The 16,626-nt window shown below is 52.9% G+C and carries 14 protein-coding genes; 4 read left to right on the top strand and 10 right to left on the bottom strand.

All coding sequences use genetic code 11. From position 1 onward, the window contains the following. Positions 1 to 183: 183 nt before the first annotated feature. The 6 genes from ihfB to DG357_RS07850 form a co-directional block, all read right to left on the bottom strand. Positions 184 to 471: an integration host factor subunit beta gene (gene ihfB, locus DG357_RS07875; RefSeq protein WP_008499965.1), complete on the bottom strand. Its 288-nt coding sequence runs from the start codon at positions 469 to 471 to the stop codon at positions 184 to 186. Positions 472 to 641: 170 nt separating this feature from the next. After that, entirely contained in the window at positions 642 to 2,315 is a 1,674-nt protein-coding gene (gene rpsA, locus DG357_RS07870; RefSeq protein ID WP_008499966.1) for a 30S ribosomal protein S1, read from the bottom strand. Between the two features lie 111 nt (positions 2,316 to 2,426). After that, positions 2,427 to 3,110, bottom strand: coding sequence for a (d)CMP kinase (cmk, locus tag DG357_RS07865; protein WP_013097305.1), 684 nt, complete (start codon positions 3,108 to 3,110; stop codon positions 2,427 to 2,429). Positions 3,111 to 3,295: 185 nt separating this feature from the next. Next, a complete protein-coding gene (gene aroA, locus DG357_RS07860) occupies positions 3,296 to 4,579 on the bottom strand; it encodes a 3-phosphoshikimate 1-carboxyvinyltransferase (RefSeq protein ID WP_047362721.1) in 1,284 nt (427 codons plus the stop codon). 69 nt (positions 4,580 to 4,648) lie between these two features. Further along, on the bottom strand, positions 4,649 to 5,737 hold the full coding sequence (gene serC, locus DG357_RS07855) for a 3-phosphoserine/phosphohydroxythreonine transaminase (protein ID WP_088204943.1): 1,089 nt from the start codon (positions 5,735 to 5,737) through the stop codon (positions 4,649 to 4,651). A 162-nt stretch (positions 5,738 to 5,899) separates the two neighbouring features. Then, entirely contained in the window at positions 5,900 to 6,592 is a 693-nt protein-coding gene (locus DG357_RS07850) for a DUF421 domain-containing protein (RefSeq protein WP_028012566.1), read from the bottom strand. Between the two features lie 127 nt (positions 6,593 to 6,719). On the opposite strand from DG357_RS07850, the gene ycaO reads away from it, so the two are divergent. From ycaO to pflA, 4 genes are all read left to right on the top strand, one after another. Further along, complete coding sequence (ycaO, locus tag DG357_RS07845) at positions 6,720 to 8,480, top strand: 30S ribosomal protein S12 methylthiotransferase accessory factor YcaO (protein ID WP_162497077.1); 1,761 nt, start codon at positions 6,720 to 6,722, stop codon at positions 8,478 to 8,480. A 406-nt stretch (positions 8,481 to 8,886) separates the two neighbouring features. Next, complete coding sequence (gene focA / locus DG357_RS07840) at positions 8,887 to 9,744, top strand: formate transporter FocA (RefSeq protein ID WP_028012564.1); 858 nt, start codon at positions 8,887 to 8,889, stop codon at positions 9,742 to 9,744. 51 nt (positions 9,745 to 9,795) lie between these two features. Beyond that, the gene (gene pflB, locus DG357_RS07835) at positions 9,796 to 12,078 is read left to right on the top strand and encodes a formate C-acetyltransferase (RefSeq protein WP_023338210.1); all 2,283 of its coding nucleotides are present in this window, start codon (positions 9,796 to 9,798) and stop codon (positions 12,076 to 12,078) included. Positions 12,079 to 12,281: 203 nt separating this feature from the next. Further along, on the top strand, positions 12,282 to 13,022 hold the full coding sequence (gene pflA, locus DG357_RS07830) for a pyruvate formate lyase 1-activating protein (protein ID WP_028012563.1): 741 nt from the start codon (positions 12,282 to 12,284) through the stop codon (positions 13,020 to 13,022). Positions 13,023 to 13,058: 36 nt separating this feature from the next. Here pflA and DG357_RS07825 read toward each other — a convergent pair whose 3' ends face one another. The 4 genes from DG357_RS07825 to DG357_RS07810 all read right to left on the bottom strand — a co-directional run bounded on the left by DG357_RS07825 (position 13,059) and on the right by DG357_RS07810 (position 16,617). Then, positions 13,059 to 13,589 (bottom strand): anti-virulence regulator CigR family protein, encoded by a 531-nt coding sequence (locus DG357_RS07825; RefSeq protein ID WP_047368209.1) that lies wholly within the window; start codon positions 13,587 to 13,589, stop codon positions 13,059 to 13,061. Positions 13,590 to 13,711: 122 nt separating this feature from the next. Continuing rightward, positions 13,712 to 14,860: an MFS transporter gene (locus DG357_RS07820; RefSeq protein WP_045261768.1), complete on the bottom strand. Its 1,149-nt coding sequence runs from the start codon at positions 14,858 to 14,860 to the stop codon at positions 13,712 to 13,714. A gap of 274 nt (positions 14,861 to 15,134) precedes the next feature. Continuing rightward, positions 15,135 to 15,998, bottom strand: coding sequence for a dimethyl sulfoxide reductase anchor subunit family protein (locus tag DG357_RS07815; RefSeq protein WP_088204941.1), 864 nt, complete (start codon positions 15,996 to 15,998; stop codon positions 15,135 to 15,137). A gap of 1 nt (position 15,999) precedes the next feature. Beyond that, positions 16,000 to 16,617 (bottom strand): DMSO/selenate family reductase complex B subunit, encoded by a 618-nt coding sequence (locus DG357_RS07810; RefSeq protein WP_088204940.1) that lies wholly within the window; start codon positions 16,615 to 16,617, stop codon positions 16,000 to 16,002. Positions 16,618 to 16,626 lie beyond the last annotated feature (9 nt).

Raw genomic sequence — 16,626 nt, 5'->3', positions numbered from 1 at the left:
CGGGCAGATCGAGCGGGGTGTCAGGTGTGAAAAATGCAATCTACAGCAAGCGCTGCAAGGTTTTTAGCGCGTTGCAGAAAACGCAACTTAAAATGCGAGACACCTTCAGAATGAAAGTGACGGAAACAAAAAAAGCACCCGCAGGTGCTTTCTTTCGAACCCAGTTTAACCGGCTGGCTAAACTCAGTTGCCGTAAATATTGGCGCGATCGCGCAGTTCTTTACCCGGCTTAAAGTGTGGAACGTACTTCCCTTCCAGCTCGACTTTATCACCAGTTTTCGGGTTACGCCCGGTACGTGGAGCACGATAGTGCAGAGAAAAACTACCGAAACCGCGGATTTCAATGCGCTCGCCCTGGGCAAGAGTGGAGGCCATATGCTCCAGCATCTCTTTTACGGCATCTTCCACTGCCTTGGCAGGGATATGCGGTTGCTGACTGGCAAGTCTTTCAATCAATTCTGACTTGGTCATGATTCCTCCGGTTCCTTTCAAACCAATTAGCTGAACAGCTCATTAAACAAGGGCGGCCGTAGCCGCCCTTTGTTATTGATTACAGGACGAATCCTGCAATCTGTCAAGTCTGCTCATCATCCTTCGCGCTGTAAATGCGTTACAGCTCAAATGATGCTGAGAACCTGATATTACTCGCCTTTAGCTGCTTTGAAAGCTTCAGCCATTGCGTTGTTAGAGAAGTTTGCATCTTCCTGTTTGTTAACAGTTGCGATTGCATCTTTCTCATCAGCTTCATCTTTAGCACGTACAGACAGGCTGATTGCACGGTTCTTACGGTCAACACCGGTGAACTTAGCTTCAACGTCGTCGCCTACGTTCAGAACCAGAGTGGCATCTTCAACGCGGTCACGTGAAGCTTCAGAAGCGCGCAGGTAACCTTCAACGCCGTCAGCCAGTTCTACGGTTGCGCCTTTAGCGTCAACTGCAGTCACTTTACCGTTTACGATTGCGCCTTTCTTGTTCAGTGCAACCCAGTTGTTGAACGGATCTTCTGCGAGCTGTTTAACGCCCAGGGAGATACGCTCACGCTCTGCGTCAACCTGCAGAACAACTGCAGCGATTTCGTCGCCTTTTTTGTATTCACGAACTGCTTCTTCGCCTGCAACGTTCCAGGAGATGTCAGACAGGTGAACCAGGCCATCGATGCCGCCGTCCAGGCCGATGAAGATACCGAAGTCAGTGATAGACTTGATTTTACCTTCAACACGGTCGCCCTTGTTGTGGGTTTCCGCGAACTGCTGCCATGGGTTGTTTTTGCACTGCTTCAGGCCCAGGGAGATACGACGACGTTCTTCGTCGATATCCAGAACCATCACTTCCACTACATCACCAACGTTAACAACTTTGGATGGGTGGATGTTTTTGTTGGTCCAGTCCATTTCGGAAACGTGCACCAGGCCTTCAACGCCTTCTTCGATTTCAACGAAGCAGCCGTAGTCGGTCAGGTTGGTTACGCGACCAGTCAGTTTAGTACCTTCTGGGTAACGCTTAGCGATAGCTACCCATGGATCTTCGCCCAGCTGTTTCAGGCCGAGGGATACACGAGTACGCTCGCGGTCGAACTTCAGCACTTTAACAGTGATTTCGTCGCCCACGTTCACGATTTCGCTTGGGTGCTTAACGCGTTTCCACGCCATGTCGGTGATGTGCAGCAGGCCATCAACGCCGCCCAGGTCAACGAATGCGCCGTAGTCAGTGAGGTTCTTAACGATACCTTTGACTTCCATGCCTTCCTGCAGGTTTTCCAGCAGCTGATCGCGTTCTGCGCTGTTTTCGGATTCGATAACGGCACGACGGGAAACAACAACGTTGTTACGCTTCTGGTCCAGCTTGATTACTTTGAACTCAAGCTCTTTGCCTTCGAGGTGCAGGGTGTCACGGACTGGACGAACGTCTACCAGTGAACCTGGCAGGAACGCACGAATACCATTCAGCTCAACAGTGAAGCCACCTTTAACTTTGCCGTTGATAACACCGACCACAGTTTCAGCTTCTTCGTAAGCTTTCTCCAGCGTGATCCATGCTTCGTGACGTTTAGCTTTCTCACGAGACAGCAGGGTTTCGCCGAAGCCGTCTTCTACTGCGTCCAGAGCAACGTCAACTTCGTCACCAACCTGGATTTCCAGCTCGCCCTGGGCGTTTTTGAACTGCTCAGCCGGAATGGCGGACTCAGATTTCAGACCGGCGTCAACCAGTACTACGTCTTTGTCGATAGCAACAACAACACCGCGAACGATGGAACCCGGACGGGTTTCGATTTCTTTTAAGGATTCTTCAAACAGTTGAGCAAAAGATTCAGTCATGTTTAATCTTCAGGTTAATATTAACGTCCACCTGGCTCCGTGCCGGATGGGGTTGTTTCACATACCCGCCGTCAATCCATTGCAGCGGGGGTACTGCTAAATCGGTCGCGATTACGCGAGTGCCAGTTTTTGGCGCGCATATTGTAGCGCTTTTTCAATCACTTGCTCAATAGTTAAACTGGTTGAATCCAGAACTAATGCATCTTCTGCAGGAACAAGCGGTGCGACGGCGCGGTTACGATCGCGGTCATCGCGCTCTTTTATCTCGGATAAAAGGCGATCAAAGTTAACACTAAACCCCTTTTCCTGCAACTGAAGCATACGGCGTTGAGCACGTTCTTCCGAAGAGGCGTCAAGGAAGATTTTTACTGGCGCATCAGGGAAGACTACGGTTCCCATGTCGCGTCCATCAGCGATCAGACCCGGGGCTTCACGAAACGCTCGCTGGCGACGCAGCAACGCCTCGCGAACGCGTGGGAAAGCCGCCACCTGGGAGGCCGCATTAGCGACTTCCTGCGTACGGATTTCACCGCTCACATCTTCCCCTTCCAGGATCACTTCCAGGTTGCCATCGGTAGAAACAAAACGCACATCCAGATGCGCAGCCAGCGGTACCAGCGCTTCTTCAGAGGCGACATCCACGTGATGATGCAGCGCAGCCAGCGCCAGCACGCGATAGATTGCTCCCGAATCTAAAAGATGCCATTGCAATGCTTCCGCCATCGCTTTGCACAGAGTACCTTTCCCTGCGCCACTCGGCCCATCAATGGTGATTACCGGGGCAACTGCCGTCATCTTTTTCTCCTTAAATAAGGCATACCGTTAACATGAACGCCGCGCATTATACGCGCCAACGTGCGCAACTGTTACCTTTGCGTGCAAATTACGGAATGATAGAAGCAGAGTGTAGAAGAAATGAGCGGGAAAGATCGTCAGGAAGCGTAAGGAAATGCCGCATCAGGTGATGCGGCAAGACTTCATCATGCCAGGGTGCTAATGCGCGCCAGCTGTTCGAAATAGTCCGGGAAGGTTTTCGCCGTACATTTCGGATCGAGAATGGTCACAGGGGTATCGGACAGCGCCACCAGCGAGAAACACATCGCCATACGGTGATCGTTATAGGTCCCGATTTCAGCAAAGTTCAGTTTTGCCGGAGGGGTAACGCGAATGTAATCTTCGCCCTCTTCTACCTCAGCGCCGACTTTACGCAGCTCGGTTGCCATCGCGAACAGGCGGTCCGTCTCTTTTACGCGCCAGTTATAAATGTTGCGCAGCGTGGTGGTGCCTTTGGCAAACAGCGCCGCCGTGGCAATGGTCATCGCCGCATCCGGGATATGGTTCATGTCCATGTCGATGGCGTTCAGCTCACCGTGGGTACAGGAGATGAAATCATCCCCCCAGGTGACAACCGCGCCCATTTTTTCCAGCACGTCAGCAAAACGAATATCGCCCTGCACGCTGTTGCGGCCAATGCCGGTCACTTTTACCGTACCGCCTTTAATCGCGCCAGCGGCAAGGAAATAGGATGCGGATGAAGCATCGCCTTCAACCAGGTAGTTGCCCGGCGACTGGTACTGCTGCGCCCCACGCACGACAAAGCGCTGATAAGACTGGTTTTCAACCTCAACGCCGAAGGTTTTCATCAGATGCAGCGTAATATCAATATACGGTTTGGAGACCAGCTCACCTTTAATCGTGATAACCGTATCCTGCGGGGCCAGCGGCGCGGTCATCAGCAGCGCCGTCAGGAACTGGCTGGAGACGCTGCCGTCAACCTCGACGGTACCGCCGGTAAAGCCCCCGCGCAGACGCAGTGGCGGGTAATTTTCCTGCTCCAGATACTCAATCTGCGCGCCGCCCTGACGCAGGGCATCTACCAGATGGCCGATCGGACGCTCCTTCATGCGCGGCTCGCCGGTCAGCACGATGTTATTGCTCCCGAGGCACAGGGCCGCCGCCAGCGGACGCATCGCGGTACCCGCGTTACCCAGAAACAGCTCAAGCTCCTCACTCGCCTGCAGCGCGCCGCCGTTGCCGGTCACTTCGCAGCGGGTGCGATCGTCAGAGAGTGTGTAATGAACGCCCAACGCTTTCAGCGCATTGAGCATATGGCGCACGTCATCGCTGTCCAGCAGGTTGGTGAGGACGGTGGTGCCGTTTGCCAGAGCTGCCAGCAGCAGAGCGCGGTTCGAGACACTTTTTGAACCAGGCAGATTGATGGTGCCATCTACCCGCGCGATAGGTTGTAACGTCAGGGATTCCATGAAAACTAAACTCTCAACTCAACATAATAAAAACCCCGCAGCAAAGCTGCGGGGGTGAAAAACAGCAAATTAACCGTGACGACGTTCGAAGTCGATCATGAAATCGGTCAGGGCTTTAACCCCTTCCAGCGGCATGGCGTTATAAATGGAAGCACGCATCCCGCCCACCACACGATGGCCTTTCAGCGCGTGCAGACCCGCCGCGAACGACTCTTCCAGGAACACGCTGTCCAGGCTGCTGTCTGCCAGCTGGAACGGTACGTTCATGCGCGAACGGTTCGCTTTCGCCACATCGTTACGGTAGAAATCGCTCTTGTCGATCGTGCCGTACAGCAGTTCGGCTTTCTGCTGATTGATCTTGTCCATCTGCGCCACGCCGCCGTTTTGCTTCAGCCATTTGAAGACCAGGCCGGAGAGATACCAGGCAAACGTAGGTGGGGTGTTGAACATGGAGTCGTTGTCATTCAGGACGGTGTAATCAAGAATTGACGGGCAGGACTTATGGGCTTTCCCCAGCAGGTCTTCACGGACGATGACAATAGTCAGCCCAGCAGGACCGATGTTTTTCTGAGCACCTGCGTAAATGACGCCGTAGCGGCTGACGTCCAGCGGAGTGGACAGAATGGTTGAAGAGAAGTCCGCCGTCACAATGACATTGTCGCCAAAGCCTGGCTCTTCGTGAATGGCGATGCCGTCGATGGTTTCGTTCGGGCAGTAGTGGAGATACGCGGCGTTGTCAGACAGCTGCCACTCGCTCATCGGCTTCACGGCGCGCAGACCGTCAACGGTCACTTTGGCGTCGATAACGTTCGGCGTGCAGTATTTGTGCGCTTCTTTTAACGCACTGGCTGCCCAATAGCCGGCATCGACGTAATCAGCGGTGGTTTTGTCGCCCAGCAGATTGAGCGGGATGCCCGCAAACTGACCGCGTCCACCGCCATGGCAGAACAATACTTTGTAGTTCGAGGGAATGTTCAGCAGATCGCGAAAATCCTTTTCTGCCTCTTCCGCCACCTGAATAAACGCTTTACCCCGGTGGCTGATTTCCATCACCGACGTACCCAGACCGTTCCAGTCACACAGCTCCTGTTGAGCCTGTTTGAGTACGTCTGCCGGTAACATTGCCGGACCTGAACTGAAATTAAAGACTTGAGCCATTTCCCCTCACCACGCTAAAAGCCATAAGTTATAACTGTGGATATCGGTTTTATCATTCAGTGACACGCGCCGCAATGTCTAAAACTTATGACCGGGGAAATGTGCCCTTCGTCACACAAAACAATCTGCCGCCTCGTCGTCACAAAACCGACAAAATCGCTGTCAGACGAGGCGTTTAGCCCGGCTAACCTTTGTCCATTCCGGATTTGCACAACGAGGGCATAATTGATGATCGCCCGCATGCATCCCCACAACATGACTACATTTTATACATGCATACTCCCCGGTTTCAGGTATCACCCTGAACCGTTCTACTAACATATCCGGCAGGATACACAGGCCGGGCTTAACGTCGTCGTCAGCATAGTAATAGACGCTGATTTGCCCATTGGTTTCCATGATCGCCAGCCGCACCTGTCCGAGCTGTTCAACGCTATTCAGGCGCAGCTCCATAAAGAACTCAAACTCGGTCATATTGGCGCTTTGCACATTTTCCCAGGCCAGCTGACCGTCCTCGACAATAACGACCGGTTTCCCTTCAAGCAGATCTTCCAGCTTTTCACTTTTTGACATCAGCCACATCACCAGCCGGTAAAGCAAGGCGAGGGAAACAAAAACGATAAACACCGGCACCATCGGCACGTCGTCATAAAACGCGACGTCCCCCGCCGCCGAGCCCAGCGTCAGGATGATCAGCACTTCAAACAGAGACATCTGACGAACGCCACGACGACCGGTAATTTTGAGAAACAGGAAGACGAGTACGAAGGTATACAGGCTGCGCAGCGCCACTTCGCCCAGAAATTCAGGTGGAACTTTATCAAACGCCATCCGCTGGAGATCAAATGCTTTCATTTTTCTATGCCTTAACAGTCAGTTACTGCTACTAAGCATAGCTCAGCCATTTATTTTCGTCGGAGATAGCACCCGTCACGCAAAACCCGTATCATTGCGCGCTTTACGTACGATAAAAGTGAACGCCATGACTCAAACGTTTATCCCCGGCAAAGACGCCGCTCTGGAAGATTCCATCGCTCGCTTCCAGCAGAAACTGACCGACCTGGGCTTTAACATCGAAGAAGCCTCCTGGCTGAACCCGGTGCCTCACGTCTGGTCCGTGCACATTCGCGACAAAGACTGCGCGCTCTGCTTTACCAACGGTAAAGGTGCGACGAAAAAAGCGGCACTGGCCTCTGCGCTGGGTGAGTATTTTGAGCGTCTGTCCACCAACTACTTCTTCGCTGACTTCTGGCTGGGTGAAACCATCGCCAACGGCCCGTTCGTTCACTATCCGAACGAAAAATGGTTCCCGCTGACCGAAGACGATGAACTGCCGGAAGGCATTCTGGATGGCCGTCTGCGTGCCTTCTACGATCCGGAAAACGAACTGACCGCCAGCATGCTGATCGATCTGCAGTCTGGGAATGAAGAGCGTGGGATCTGCGCCCTGCCGTTCACCCGTCAGTCTGACGAGCAGACCGTCTATATCCCGATGAACATCGTCGGCAACCTGTATGTGTCTAACGGTATGTCCGCCGGTAACACCCGCAATGAAGCGCGCGTACAGGGTCTCTCTGAAGTCTTCGAGCGTCATATCAAAAACCGCATTATTGCCGAATCCATCAGCCTGCCTGAAATTCCGGCAGACGTGCTGGCGCGCTACCCGGGCGTGGTGGAATCCATCGCCAAACTGGAAGCGGAAGGTTTCCCAATCTTTGCGTATGACGGCTCGCTGGGCGGTAAATATCCGGTTATCTGCGTCGTGCTGTTTAACCCGACTAACGGAACCTGCTTCGCCTCCTTTGGCGCGCATCCTGACTTCGGCGTGGCGCTGGAGCGTACCGTGACCGAGCTGCTGCAGGGCCGTAGCCTGAAAGATCTCGACGTATTCACCCCGCCAACGTTTGACGATGAAGAAGTAGCCGAGCACACCAACCTCGAAACCCACTTCATCGACTCCAGCGGTTTGATCTCCTGGGATATGTTCAAGCAGGACGCGGACTATCCGTTCGTGGACTGGAGCTTTGCCGGTACCACCGAAGAAGAGTTCGCTACATTGATGGCAATCTTCGACGCCGAAGATCAGGAAGTCTACATTGCCGACTACGAACACCTGGGCGTTTACGCGTGCCGCATCATCGTACCTGGCATGTCCGATATCTACCCGGCGGAAGATCTGTGGCTCGCAAACAACAGCATGGGCGCGCACCTGCGTGAAACCCTACTCTCCCTGCCGGGCAGCGAGTGGGAAAAAGAAGATTATCTCAACCTGATAGCCCAACTGGACGATGAAGGCCACGATGACTTTACCCGCGTGCGCGAGTTGCTGGGTCTGGCGACCGGGAAAGACAACGGCTGGTACACGCTGCGCATCGGTGAACTGAAAGCGATGCTGGCCCTCGCGGGCGGCGATCTGGATCAGGCTCTGGCCTGGACAGAATGGACCATGGAGTTTAACCAGTCGGTCTTCTCCGCCGAGCGCACCAACTATTACCGCTGCCTGCAAACCCTGCTGCTGCTTGCGCAGGAAGACGATCGCGAGCCACTGCAGTACCTGAACGCTTTTGTACGTATGTACGGTGCTGAAGCGGTTGAAGCCGCCAGCGCGGCGCTGAGCGGTGAAGAGCCGTTCTACGGTCTGCAGGCGGTTGACAGCGATCTGAAAGCCTTCCCGGCGCATCAGTCTCTGCTGAAGGCCTATGAAAAGCTGCAGAGAGCAAAAGCCGCTTACTGGTCAAAATAAGCGCATATAACATTAACGGCAGTAGGCGTATTCAATCGTCTGGGCTATATTACGGGGCAATTTCATTGCCCCGTTTTTTATTCTCTTCGGCAATGATTGTTGATTGTAATAATAAAGTTAAACACGGGTAAATATAATAATATTTGCCTGGGCTTTATTGTTACTTTTTATGGTAAATACTCCATATTAATTAACTGTTTCGAAGGGGGCCGAACGAAAAAATTCAACTCTTTTCATAACTTTTAAAATTTATTTTTATACGGATAATCAAATACTTACACCGCATTTGTTGTAAAACCATACATACTGCGGGCCTATAAGCCAGGCGAGATATGATCTATATCAATTTCTCTTCTATAATGCTTTGTTAGTATCTCGTCGCCGACTTAATAAAGAGAGAGTTAGTGTGAAAGCTGACAACCCTTTTGATCTTTTACTCCCCGCCGCGATGGCAAAAGTTGCCGAAGAAGCGGGTGTCTATAAAGCAACGAAACACCCGATGAAGACGTTCTATCTGGCGATCACCGCTGGTGTGTTCATCTCTATCGCTTTCGTCTTCTACATCACCGCCACCACCGGTACTGCCGGAATGCCTTTCGGCATGGCCAAACTGATTGGCGGCATTTGCTTCTCACTGGGTCTGATTCTCTGCGTCATTTGCGGCGCCGACCTCTTCACCTCAACGGTGCTGATTGTTGTGGCGAAAGCCAGCGGAAGAATTACCTGGGGTCAACTGGCGCGCAACTGGCTTAACGTCTACGTTGGTAACCTGATTGGCTGTCTGCTCTTTGTTCTGTTGATGTGGCTCTCTGGCGAGTATATGACCGCCAACGGTGGCTGGGGGCTTAATGTCCTGCAAACCGCTGACCACAAAATGCATCACACATTTATCGAAGCCGTTGCTCTCGGCATCCTCGCAAACCTGATGGTCTGCCTGGCGGTCTGGATGAGCTACTCTGGCCGTAGCCTGATGGATAAAGCCATGATTATGGTTCTGCCGGTTGCGATGTTTGTTGCCAGCGGCTTCGAGCACAGTATTGCGAATATGTTCATGATCCCGATGGGGATTGTTATCCGCAACTTTGCAAGCCCGGAGTTCTGGACCGCAGTTGGTTCATCCCCGGAAAGTTTCTCTCACCTGACTATTATGAATTTCATTACTGATAACCTGATCCCCGTCACTATCGGGAACATTATCGGTGGGGGTCTGTTAGTTGGGTTGACATACTGGGTCATTTACCTGCGTGGCGGCGACCATCATTAATGGTTGTCTCAGGCAGTAAATAAAAAATCCACTTAAGAAGGTAGGTGTTACATGTCCGAGCTTAATGAAAAGTTAGCCACAGCCTGGGAAGGTTTTGCGAAAGGTGACTGGCAGAATGAAGTCAACGTCCGTGACTTCATTCAGAAAAACTATACCCCGTATGAAGGTGACGAATCCTTCCTGGCTGGCGCAACTGACGCGACCACCAAGCTGTGGGACAGCGTAATGGAAGGCGTTAAACTGGAAAACCGCACTCACGCGCCAGTTGATTTTGACACCTCCGTTGCATCCACCATCACTTCTCACGATGCTGGTTACATCAACAAAGCCCTTGAGAAAATTGTTGGTCTGCAGACTGAAGCACCACTGAAACGCGCCATCATCCCGTTCGGTGGTATCAAAATGGTTGAAGGTTCCTGCAAAGCGTATAACCGCGAGCTGGATCCAATGCTGAAAAAAATCTTCACCGAATACCGCAAAACCCATAACCAGGGCGTATTCGATGTTTATACCAAAGACATTCTGAACTGCCGTAAATCTGGCGTTCTGACCGGTCTGCCAGATGCCTATGGCCGTGGCCGTATCATCGGTGACTACCGTCGCGTTGCGCTGTACGGTATCGACTTCCTGATGAAAGACAAATACGCGCAGTTCGTTTCCCTGCAGTCTGACCTGGAAAACGGCGTAAACCTGGAAGCGACTATCCGTCTGCGTGAAGAAATTGCTGAACAGCACCGCGCGCTGGGTCAGATCAAAGAGATGGCGGCTAAATATGGCTGTGATATCTCTGGTCCTGCGACCAACGCTCAGGAAGCTATTCAGTGGACCTACTTCGGCTACCTGGCCGCTGTTAAGTCTCAGAACGGTGCAGCAATGTCCTTCGGCCGCGTATCCACCTTCCTGGATGCGTACATCGAACGTGACCTGAAAGCAGGTAAAATCACCGAGCAAGACGCTCAGGAAATGATTGACCACCTGGTCATGAAACTGCGTATGGTTCGCTTCCTGCGTACCCCAGAATATGATGAACTGTTCTCTGGTGACCCAATCTGGGCAACCGAATCAATCGGTGGTATGGGCGTTGACGGCCGTACGCTGGTTACCAAAAACAGCTTCCGCTTCCTGAACACCCTGTACACCATGGGTCCTTCTCCGGAGCCGAACATCACCGTTCTGTGGTCTGAAAAACTGCCTCTGAACTTCAAGAAATTCGCCGCTAAAGTGTCCATCGACACCTCTTCTCTGCAGTACGAGAACGATGACCTGATGCGTCCGGACTTCAACAACGACGACTACGCTATCGCTTGCTGCGTGAGCCCAATGGTTGTTGGTAAACAAATGCAGTTCTTCGGTGCGCGTGCAAACCTGGCGAAAACCATGCTGTACGCTATCAACGGCGGCGTTGATGAAAAACTGAAAATGCAGGTTGGTCCTAAGTCTGAGCCAATCAAAGGCGACGTGCTGAACTATGACGAAGTCATGGAGCGCATGGACCACTTCATGGACTGGCTGGCTAAGCAGTACGTGACCGCGCTGAACGTTATCCACTACATGCACGACAAGTACAGCTACGAAGCCTCTCTGATGGCGCTGCACGACCGTGACGTTATCCGCACCATGGCGTGTGGTATCGCAGGTCTGTCCGTTGCGGCTGACTCCCTGTCTGCAATCAAATACGCGAAAGTTAAACCAATTCGTGACGAAGACGGCCTGGCCGTAGACTTCGAAATCGAAGGCGAATACCCGCAGTTTGGTAACAACGACGCTCGCGTTGATGACATGGCGGTTGACCTGGTAGAACGTTTCATGAAGAAAATTCAGAAACTCACTACCTACCGTAACGCTATCCCGACTCAGTCTGTTCTGACCATCACCTCTAACGTTGTGTATGGTAAGAAAACCGGTAACACCCCAGACGGTCGTCGTGCTGGCGCGCCATTTGGCCCAGGTGCTAACCCAATGCACGGTCGTGACCAGAAAGGTGCTGTAGCTTCTCTGACCTCCGTTGCTAAACTGCCGTTTGCTTACGCGAAAGATGGTATCTCTTACACCTTCTCTATCGTGCCAAACGCGCTGGGTAAAGACGACGAAGTGCGTAAAACTAACCTCGCGGGTCTGATGGATGGTTACTTCCACCACGAAGCGTCCATCGAAGGTGGTCAGCACCTGAACGTGAACGTAATGAACCGTGAAATGCTGCTCGACGCGATGGAACATCCTGAGAAATATCCTCAGCTGACCATCCGCGTATCTGGCTACGCAGTACGTTTTAATTCCCTGACGAAAGAACAGCAGCAGGACGTTATTACCCGTACTTTCACTCAGTCCATGTAAGTGGAATTGACTGAAATCACGCGTTAAAAAGCGTACAATAAAGGCTCCACGCAAGTGGGGCCTTTTTAACACCCTCGCTTCACCAGTCTCTTTTGTCCGCTATCTATACTTTATGGATAACAGCCAAAACAGACTCGACATAGCCTTTGAGCTGTGCAACTACACAGGCCCCCGGATGGGCCAAATTCGGAGATATCACCGCAATGTCAACTATTGGTCGCATTCACTCCTTTGAATCCTGTGGCACCGTCGATGGCCCGGGGATCCGCTTTATTACCTTTTTCCAGGGCTGCCTGATGCGCTGCCTGTACTGCCATAACCGCGACACCTGGGACACGCACGGCGGTAAAGAAGTCACCGTGGAAGATCTGATGAAAGAGGTGGTGACCTACCGCCACTTTATGAACGCATCCGGCGGTGGCGTGACCGCGTCCGGCGGTGAAGCTATTCTTCAGGCTGAGTTTGTCCGCGACTGGTTCCGCGCCTGCCATAAAGAAGGCATTCATACCTGTCTCGACACCAACGGCTTTGTGCGCCGCTACGATCCGGTCATTGATGAACTGCTCGACGTGACCGATCTGGTGATGCTCGATCTCAAACAGATGAACGATGAGATCCACCAGAATCTGGTTGGTGTTTCTAACCACCGTACGCTGGAGTTTGCCAAATACATCGCCGATAAAGGCATCAAAACCTGGATCCGCTACGTTGTTGTTCCCGGCTGGTCAGATGACGATGACTCCGCGCATCGCCTGGGTGAATTTACCCGCGACATGGGCAACGTCGAGAAAATTGAGCTTCTGCCCTATCACGAGCTGGGTAAACATAAATGGGTGGCGATGGGCGAAGAGTACAAGCTTGATGGCGTGAAGCCGCCGAAAAAAGAGACGATGGAACGCGTGAAAGGTATTCTTGAGCAGTACGGTCACAAGGTCATGTATTAAAGAGAAGGCCCGGTAAGAACCGGGCCTTTTTATATTCTATTTAAAGACGCCGTTAATTACGGAGGTCACAATTGCCGTACTCAGCGCAATTAAGACCAGGTCGTCCCCGACCACGCGCCATTCATAGCCCGGGTAGGAAGGAAGCTGGCCGAGCATAGAGGCTGGTACGGTCTTCTTCGCAATGCCCGGAGGAAGCGGTTTACCGCGTGCGAGGTTTTTCGCAATCCCCGGAGGCAGAGACTCATAGCCCGTTAAGCCATAATTCAGTGCCAGGTGGCGGGCATGATCGAAGCTCACGCGAGCGTCGACGTCATTACCGACATCTTTGCTGTTTTTGAAGCTCTTATCCGATTTTCCAGGGTTTTCCTTTCCGCTATTTTGCTTATTACCATGGTTACCGGAATTACCAGAATTCCCGTTACCATGATTGCCGCCATTACCTTGTCCGCCACTGTTTCCATGACCACCGCCATTCCCGTTTCCAGGATTAGCCATGACCGGAGCCGTTGCAAACGTTAAAGACAACACTACGGCAAGTGCGGTAGTGGAAAAACGACGTATAGACATGATTGTTGCCTTTTGTGGTAGAACTCATTTGAATTATCGCCAGGCGGGGAAAACAAACAATGCGTAAAAGTCTTATATGTGACAGGGACAAAAAAGCCTGTCATCGACAGGCTTTTATTTAATCAGGCGTGCGCCACAGGGGTTGGATGCTCGCCCGCTTTGCGCAGCAGCATCAGGAGATAAATAAACGACACGCTGGCAATCATGATAAACAGCAAATTATCGGAATAATTCTGCATCAGCATCGCGGTAAATGTCGGTCCCAGCAAGCTACCGATGGTATAGCTTAATAATAGCGCCTGGTTCATTGCCACGAGCTGGTGATGTTCTACTTTCTCACAGGCCCACGCCATCGCGACGGGGTAAAGCGTGAATCCTGCGGCCCCGAGAATAAACAGTGCAGGCGCCATCGCGGCGTTGCTGAGCATCGCAAGGCATCCCATGATCACCACGAAGACCTGAACGCGCAGCACCAGCAGACGACCAAAACGGTCCGCCAGGCGGCCAATCGGCCATTGCCCCACAATACCCGCACTGACCATCACCGCCATCCAGAAACCAATTCCGGAATCGCTGACGCCCTGATGATTCAGGTAGAGCGGCATCAGGCCATAGAGCGAGCCCAGTACAATTCCCGAGATAATACAACCATTTACGCCCAGACGCGCCTGACGGAGTCTCAACATCGGCCAGACGTGGGTCGCTTCCTGATGTTCGCTGTTCTGGTTAACAATGCGCGTAAAGAGCAGCGGCAGGATAGCGGCCAGCACCATGCCGGTTACCCACGGCAGCACGCTCATCAGGTCGGTTGGCAGTTTGCTGACCATCAGTTGACCCAGAACGGTACCGACGTAGTAAACCATCATATAGGCCGCCAACAGACGTCCGCGGTTGCGGGAGGTACCGCTACACATCAGCGCGCTTTCAACCACCACCCAAATCATCGCGCAGCCGACGCCGGCGATAAAGCGCCATGCCATCCAGCTCCAGAAGCCCACCATCAGACCCAGACCGGCGCACCCGGCAGCGAAAATCAGCGAGGCCAGATAATAGCTGCGATTAAAGCCAAAACGCTTAATCAGGCTACCGGTTAATAATGTGCCCAACAGGTTCCCGGTGAAAAAGGACGAGCTGACCATACCCACCTGCCAGGTCGGTAAGTTTTCATGGGCGAGCCACAGCGGGACGAGCGTGTTTAACACGGCGATCGCCAGGGTCAACAGAAGCAGGCCACAGAGCAACAGGAGCACTGGCCGGGTATAGGTGGTCATGGATTAAAAACCGTGAGGAAGTTCAGATTTCGTGCGCATCATGCCACTGGCAAAAACAAAGTCAATCCACAGATTTAACCGGCTCGCACAATATGTTCCCTGTCGATTTAAAAAACTTATCCTGCTAATGCAGCGCCTGCTATAGATATTAATTATGTGTCTGTTTTTATTTATCAATGACCGAAATTAAAACAAAACGACAGTCGAAAAATTTCATGAATGAAAAAAGAAAAGCCGGGCGCTATGTCCCGGCTTTTTATAACGAAAAATGAAATTAGCTGGCGATAGCCATACCGACCGTCATATGCAGGCCGTAAAACACACCGCGACCAATTAACTCCCCTGCCAGCACCAGCACAAAAGCCAGTGACAGGAGCGGCAGTGCAGGCTGATAACCTTTAAGCTGAGGGGCGATCCAGCACGCCAGCGCAGCTGCCAGCAACACCACGCGCCAGGCCATCAGCGAACCGTAGTCCGGCACCAGCGCAGAAGCCTGCTGGATAGAGCTGTGAATGGTTGCCAGCTCGGCCCCCTGCATCAGGGCGACCATCGTGCTCACCACCAGCGCCAGCAGCGAAACGGCTGGCAGCAGACGCATTGCCCAACCGTTTACCCCCGCCACGCGCAGCAGCAGGTAGCCCAGCAGCGGCCCGCCGATAAACATCGTCAGGAAGAAGCTCATCGGCGTCCAGACGCTGTACCAGGTTGGAACGGTATCGATGGTGTTATAGACGCGCACCATCATCCACACGAACACCACGCCCAGTACCATGGTGACGATCAGCCACAGGCTGCGCAGGCCCGCAGGCAATTTCTTCAACGCAGCCAGCAGCCACCCCAGCCCGCCGACGGCAAAGAAGATTGCCCCGCTGGCAATTTCGTTACTGAGCGACGACGCCCCCACGCGGTTCAGGGAGTTGAACGCGCGCATCGGTGAGCCCAGGTGCAGCGTAGAGGCGATAAATCCAATCCCCATCAGCACCCACAGGCCAAACATGCTCAACACTAAACGCTGCTGCTGTTCGGCATTGAGGTTCCCTTTTAACAGCGCCAGCGCCAGAACAATAAAGCCGCCCACTACGCACTGCCCAAAGACCGTGAAGATCATCAGCGGCCATTCATGCCATCCACTTCCCATCTCACACCTCCTTCGGATTTGCCAGGTAGCCGGTGGTGTCACCCGTCGGACGGCTGTTGGCGTTAGGTTTAATGACAATACTCGGCTTGGTGAAGTGCGCTGACGGCAGCGGTGCCACAGCGGCAAGCTTACCGTGTTTCTGACGCAGCTCTTCTATCGGACCAAAATCCAGCGCGCGCAGCGGGCAGGACTCGACGCAGATTGGCTTTTTGCCGTCCGCTACACGGCTGTGGCAGCCGTCGCACTTGGTCATATGTCCTTTGGCGGCGTTGTACTGCGGCGCGCCGTACGGGCACGCCATATGGCAGTAGCGACAGCCAATGCAGACATCTTCATCCACCACCACAAAACCGTCCTCCCGCTTGTGCATCGCCCCGCTCGGGCACACCTTGGTGCAGGCCGGATCTTCACAGTGGTTACAGGCAATCGACAGGTAATAGGCAAAGACGTTCTGATGCCAGACGCCGTTATCTTCCTGCCAGTCGCCCCCGGCGTATTCGTAAATGCGGCGGAAACTCACGTCCGGGGTGAGATCTTTATAATCTTTACAGGCCAGCTCGCAGGTTTTGCACCCGGTGCAACGGCTGGAATCAATGAAAAATCCATACTGGGTTGTCATCGGTTACTC

Source organism: Enterobacter bugandensis (assembly GCF_900324475.1).
Classification (GTDB): domain Bacteria; phylum Pseudomonadota; class Gammaproteobacteria; order Enterobacterales; family Enterobacteriaceae; genus Enterobacter; species Enterobacter bugandensis.
The sequence above is the reverse complement of the archived record's forward strand: the minus strand, read 5'-3'. Positions and strand labels throughout refer to the sequence as shown.

Excerpts from the sequence above, each read along its gene's own strand:
- pflA (WP_028012563.1), top strand. The coding sequence starts at position 12,282 with ATGTCAACTATTGGTCGCATTCACTCCTTTGAATCCTGTGGCACCGTC.
- ycaO (WP_162497077.1), top strand. The coding sequence starts at position 6,720 with ATGACTCAAACGTTTATCCCCGGCAAAGACGCCGCTCTGGAAGATTCC.
- rpsA (WP_008499966.1), bottom strand. The coding sequence starts at position 2,315 with ATGACTGAATCTTTTGCTCAACTGTTTGAAGAATCCTTAAAAGAAATC.
- DG357_RS07820 (WP_045261768.1), bottom strand. The coding sequence starts at position 14,860 with ATGACCACCTATACCCGGCCAGTGCTCCTGTTGCTCTGTGGCCTGCTT.
- pflB (WP_023338210.1), top strand. The coding sequence starts at position 9,796 with ATGTCCGAGCTTAATGAAAAGTTAGCCACAGCCTGGGAAGGTTTTGCG.
- ihfB (WP_008499965.1), bottom strand. The coding sequence starts at position 471 with ATGACCAAGTCAGAATTGATTGAAAGACTTGCCAGTCAGCAACCGCAT.
- aroA (WP_047362721.1), bottom strand. The coding sequence starts at position 4,579 with ATGGAATCCCTGACGTTACAACCTATCGCGCGGGTAGATGGCACCATC.
- DG357_RS07815 (WP_088204941.1), bottom strand. The coding sequence starts at position 15,998 with ATGGGAAGTGGATGGCATGAATGGCCGCTGATGATCTTCACGGTCTTT.
- DG357_RS07810 (WP_088204940.1), bottom strand. The coding sequence starts at position 16,617 with ATGACAACCCAGTATGGATTTTTCATTGATTCCAGCCGTTGCACCGGG.
- DG357_RS07825 (WP_047368209.1), bottom strand. The coding sequence starts at position 13,589 with ATGTCTATACGTCGTTTTTCCACTACCGCACTTGCCGTAGTGTTGTCT.
- cmk (WP_013097305.1), bottom strand. The coding sequence starts at position 3,110 with ATGACGGCAGTTGCCCCGGTAATCACCATTGATGGGCCGAGTGGCGCA.
- DG357_RS07850 (WP_028012566.1), bottom strand. The coding sequence starts at position 6,592 with ATGAAAGCATTTGATCTCCAGCGGATGGCGTTTGATAAAGTTCCACCT.
- serC (WP_088204943.1), bottom strand. The coding sequence starts at position 5,737 with ATGGCTCAAGTCTTTAATTTCAGTTCAGGTCCGGCAATGTTACCGGCA.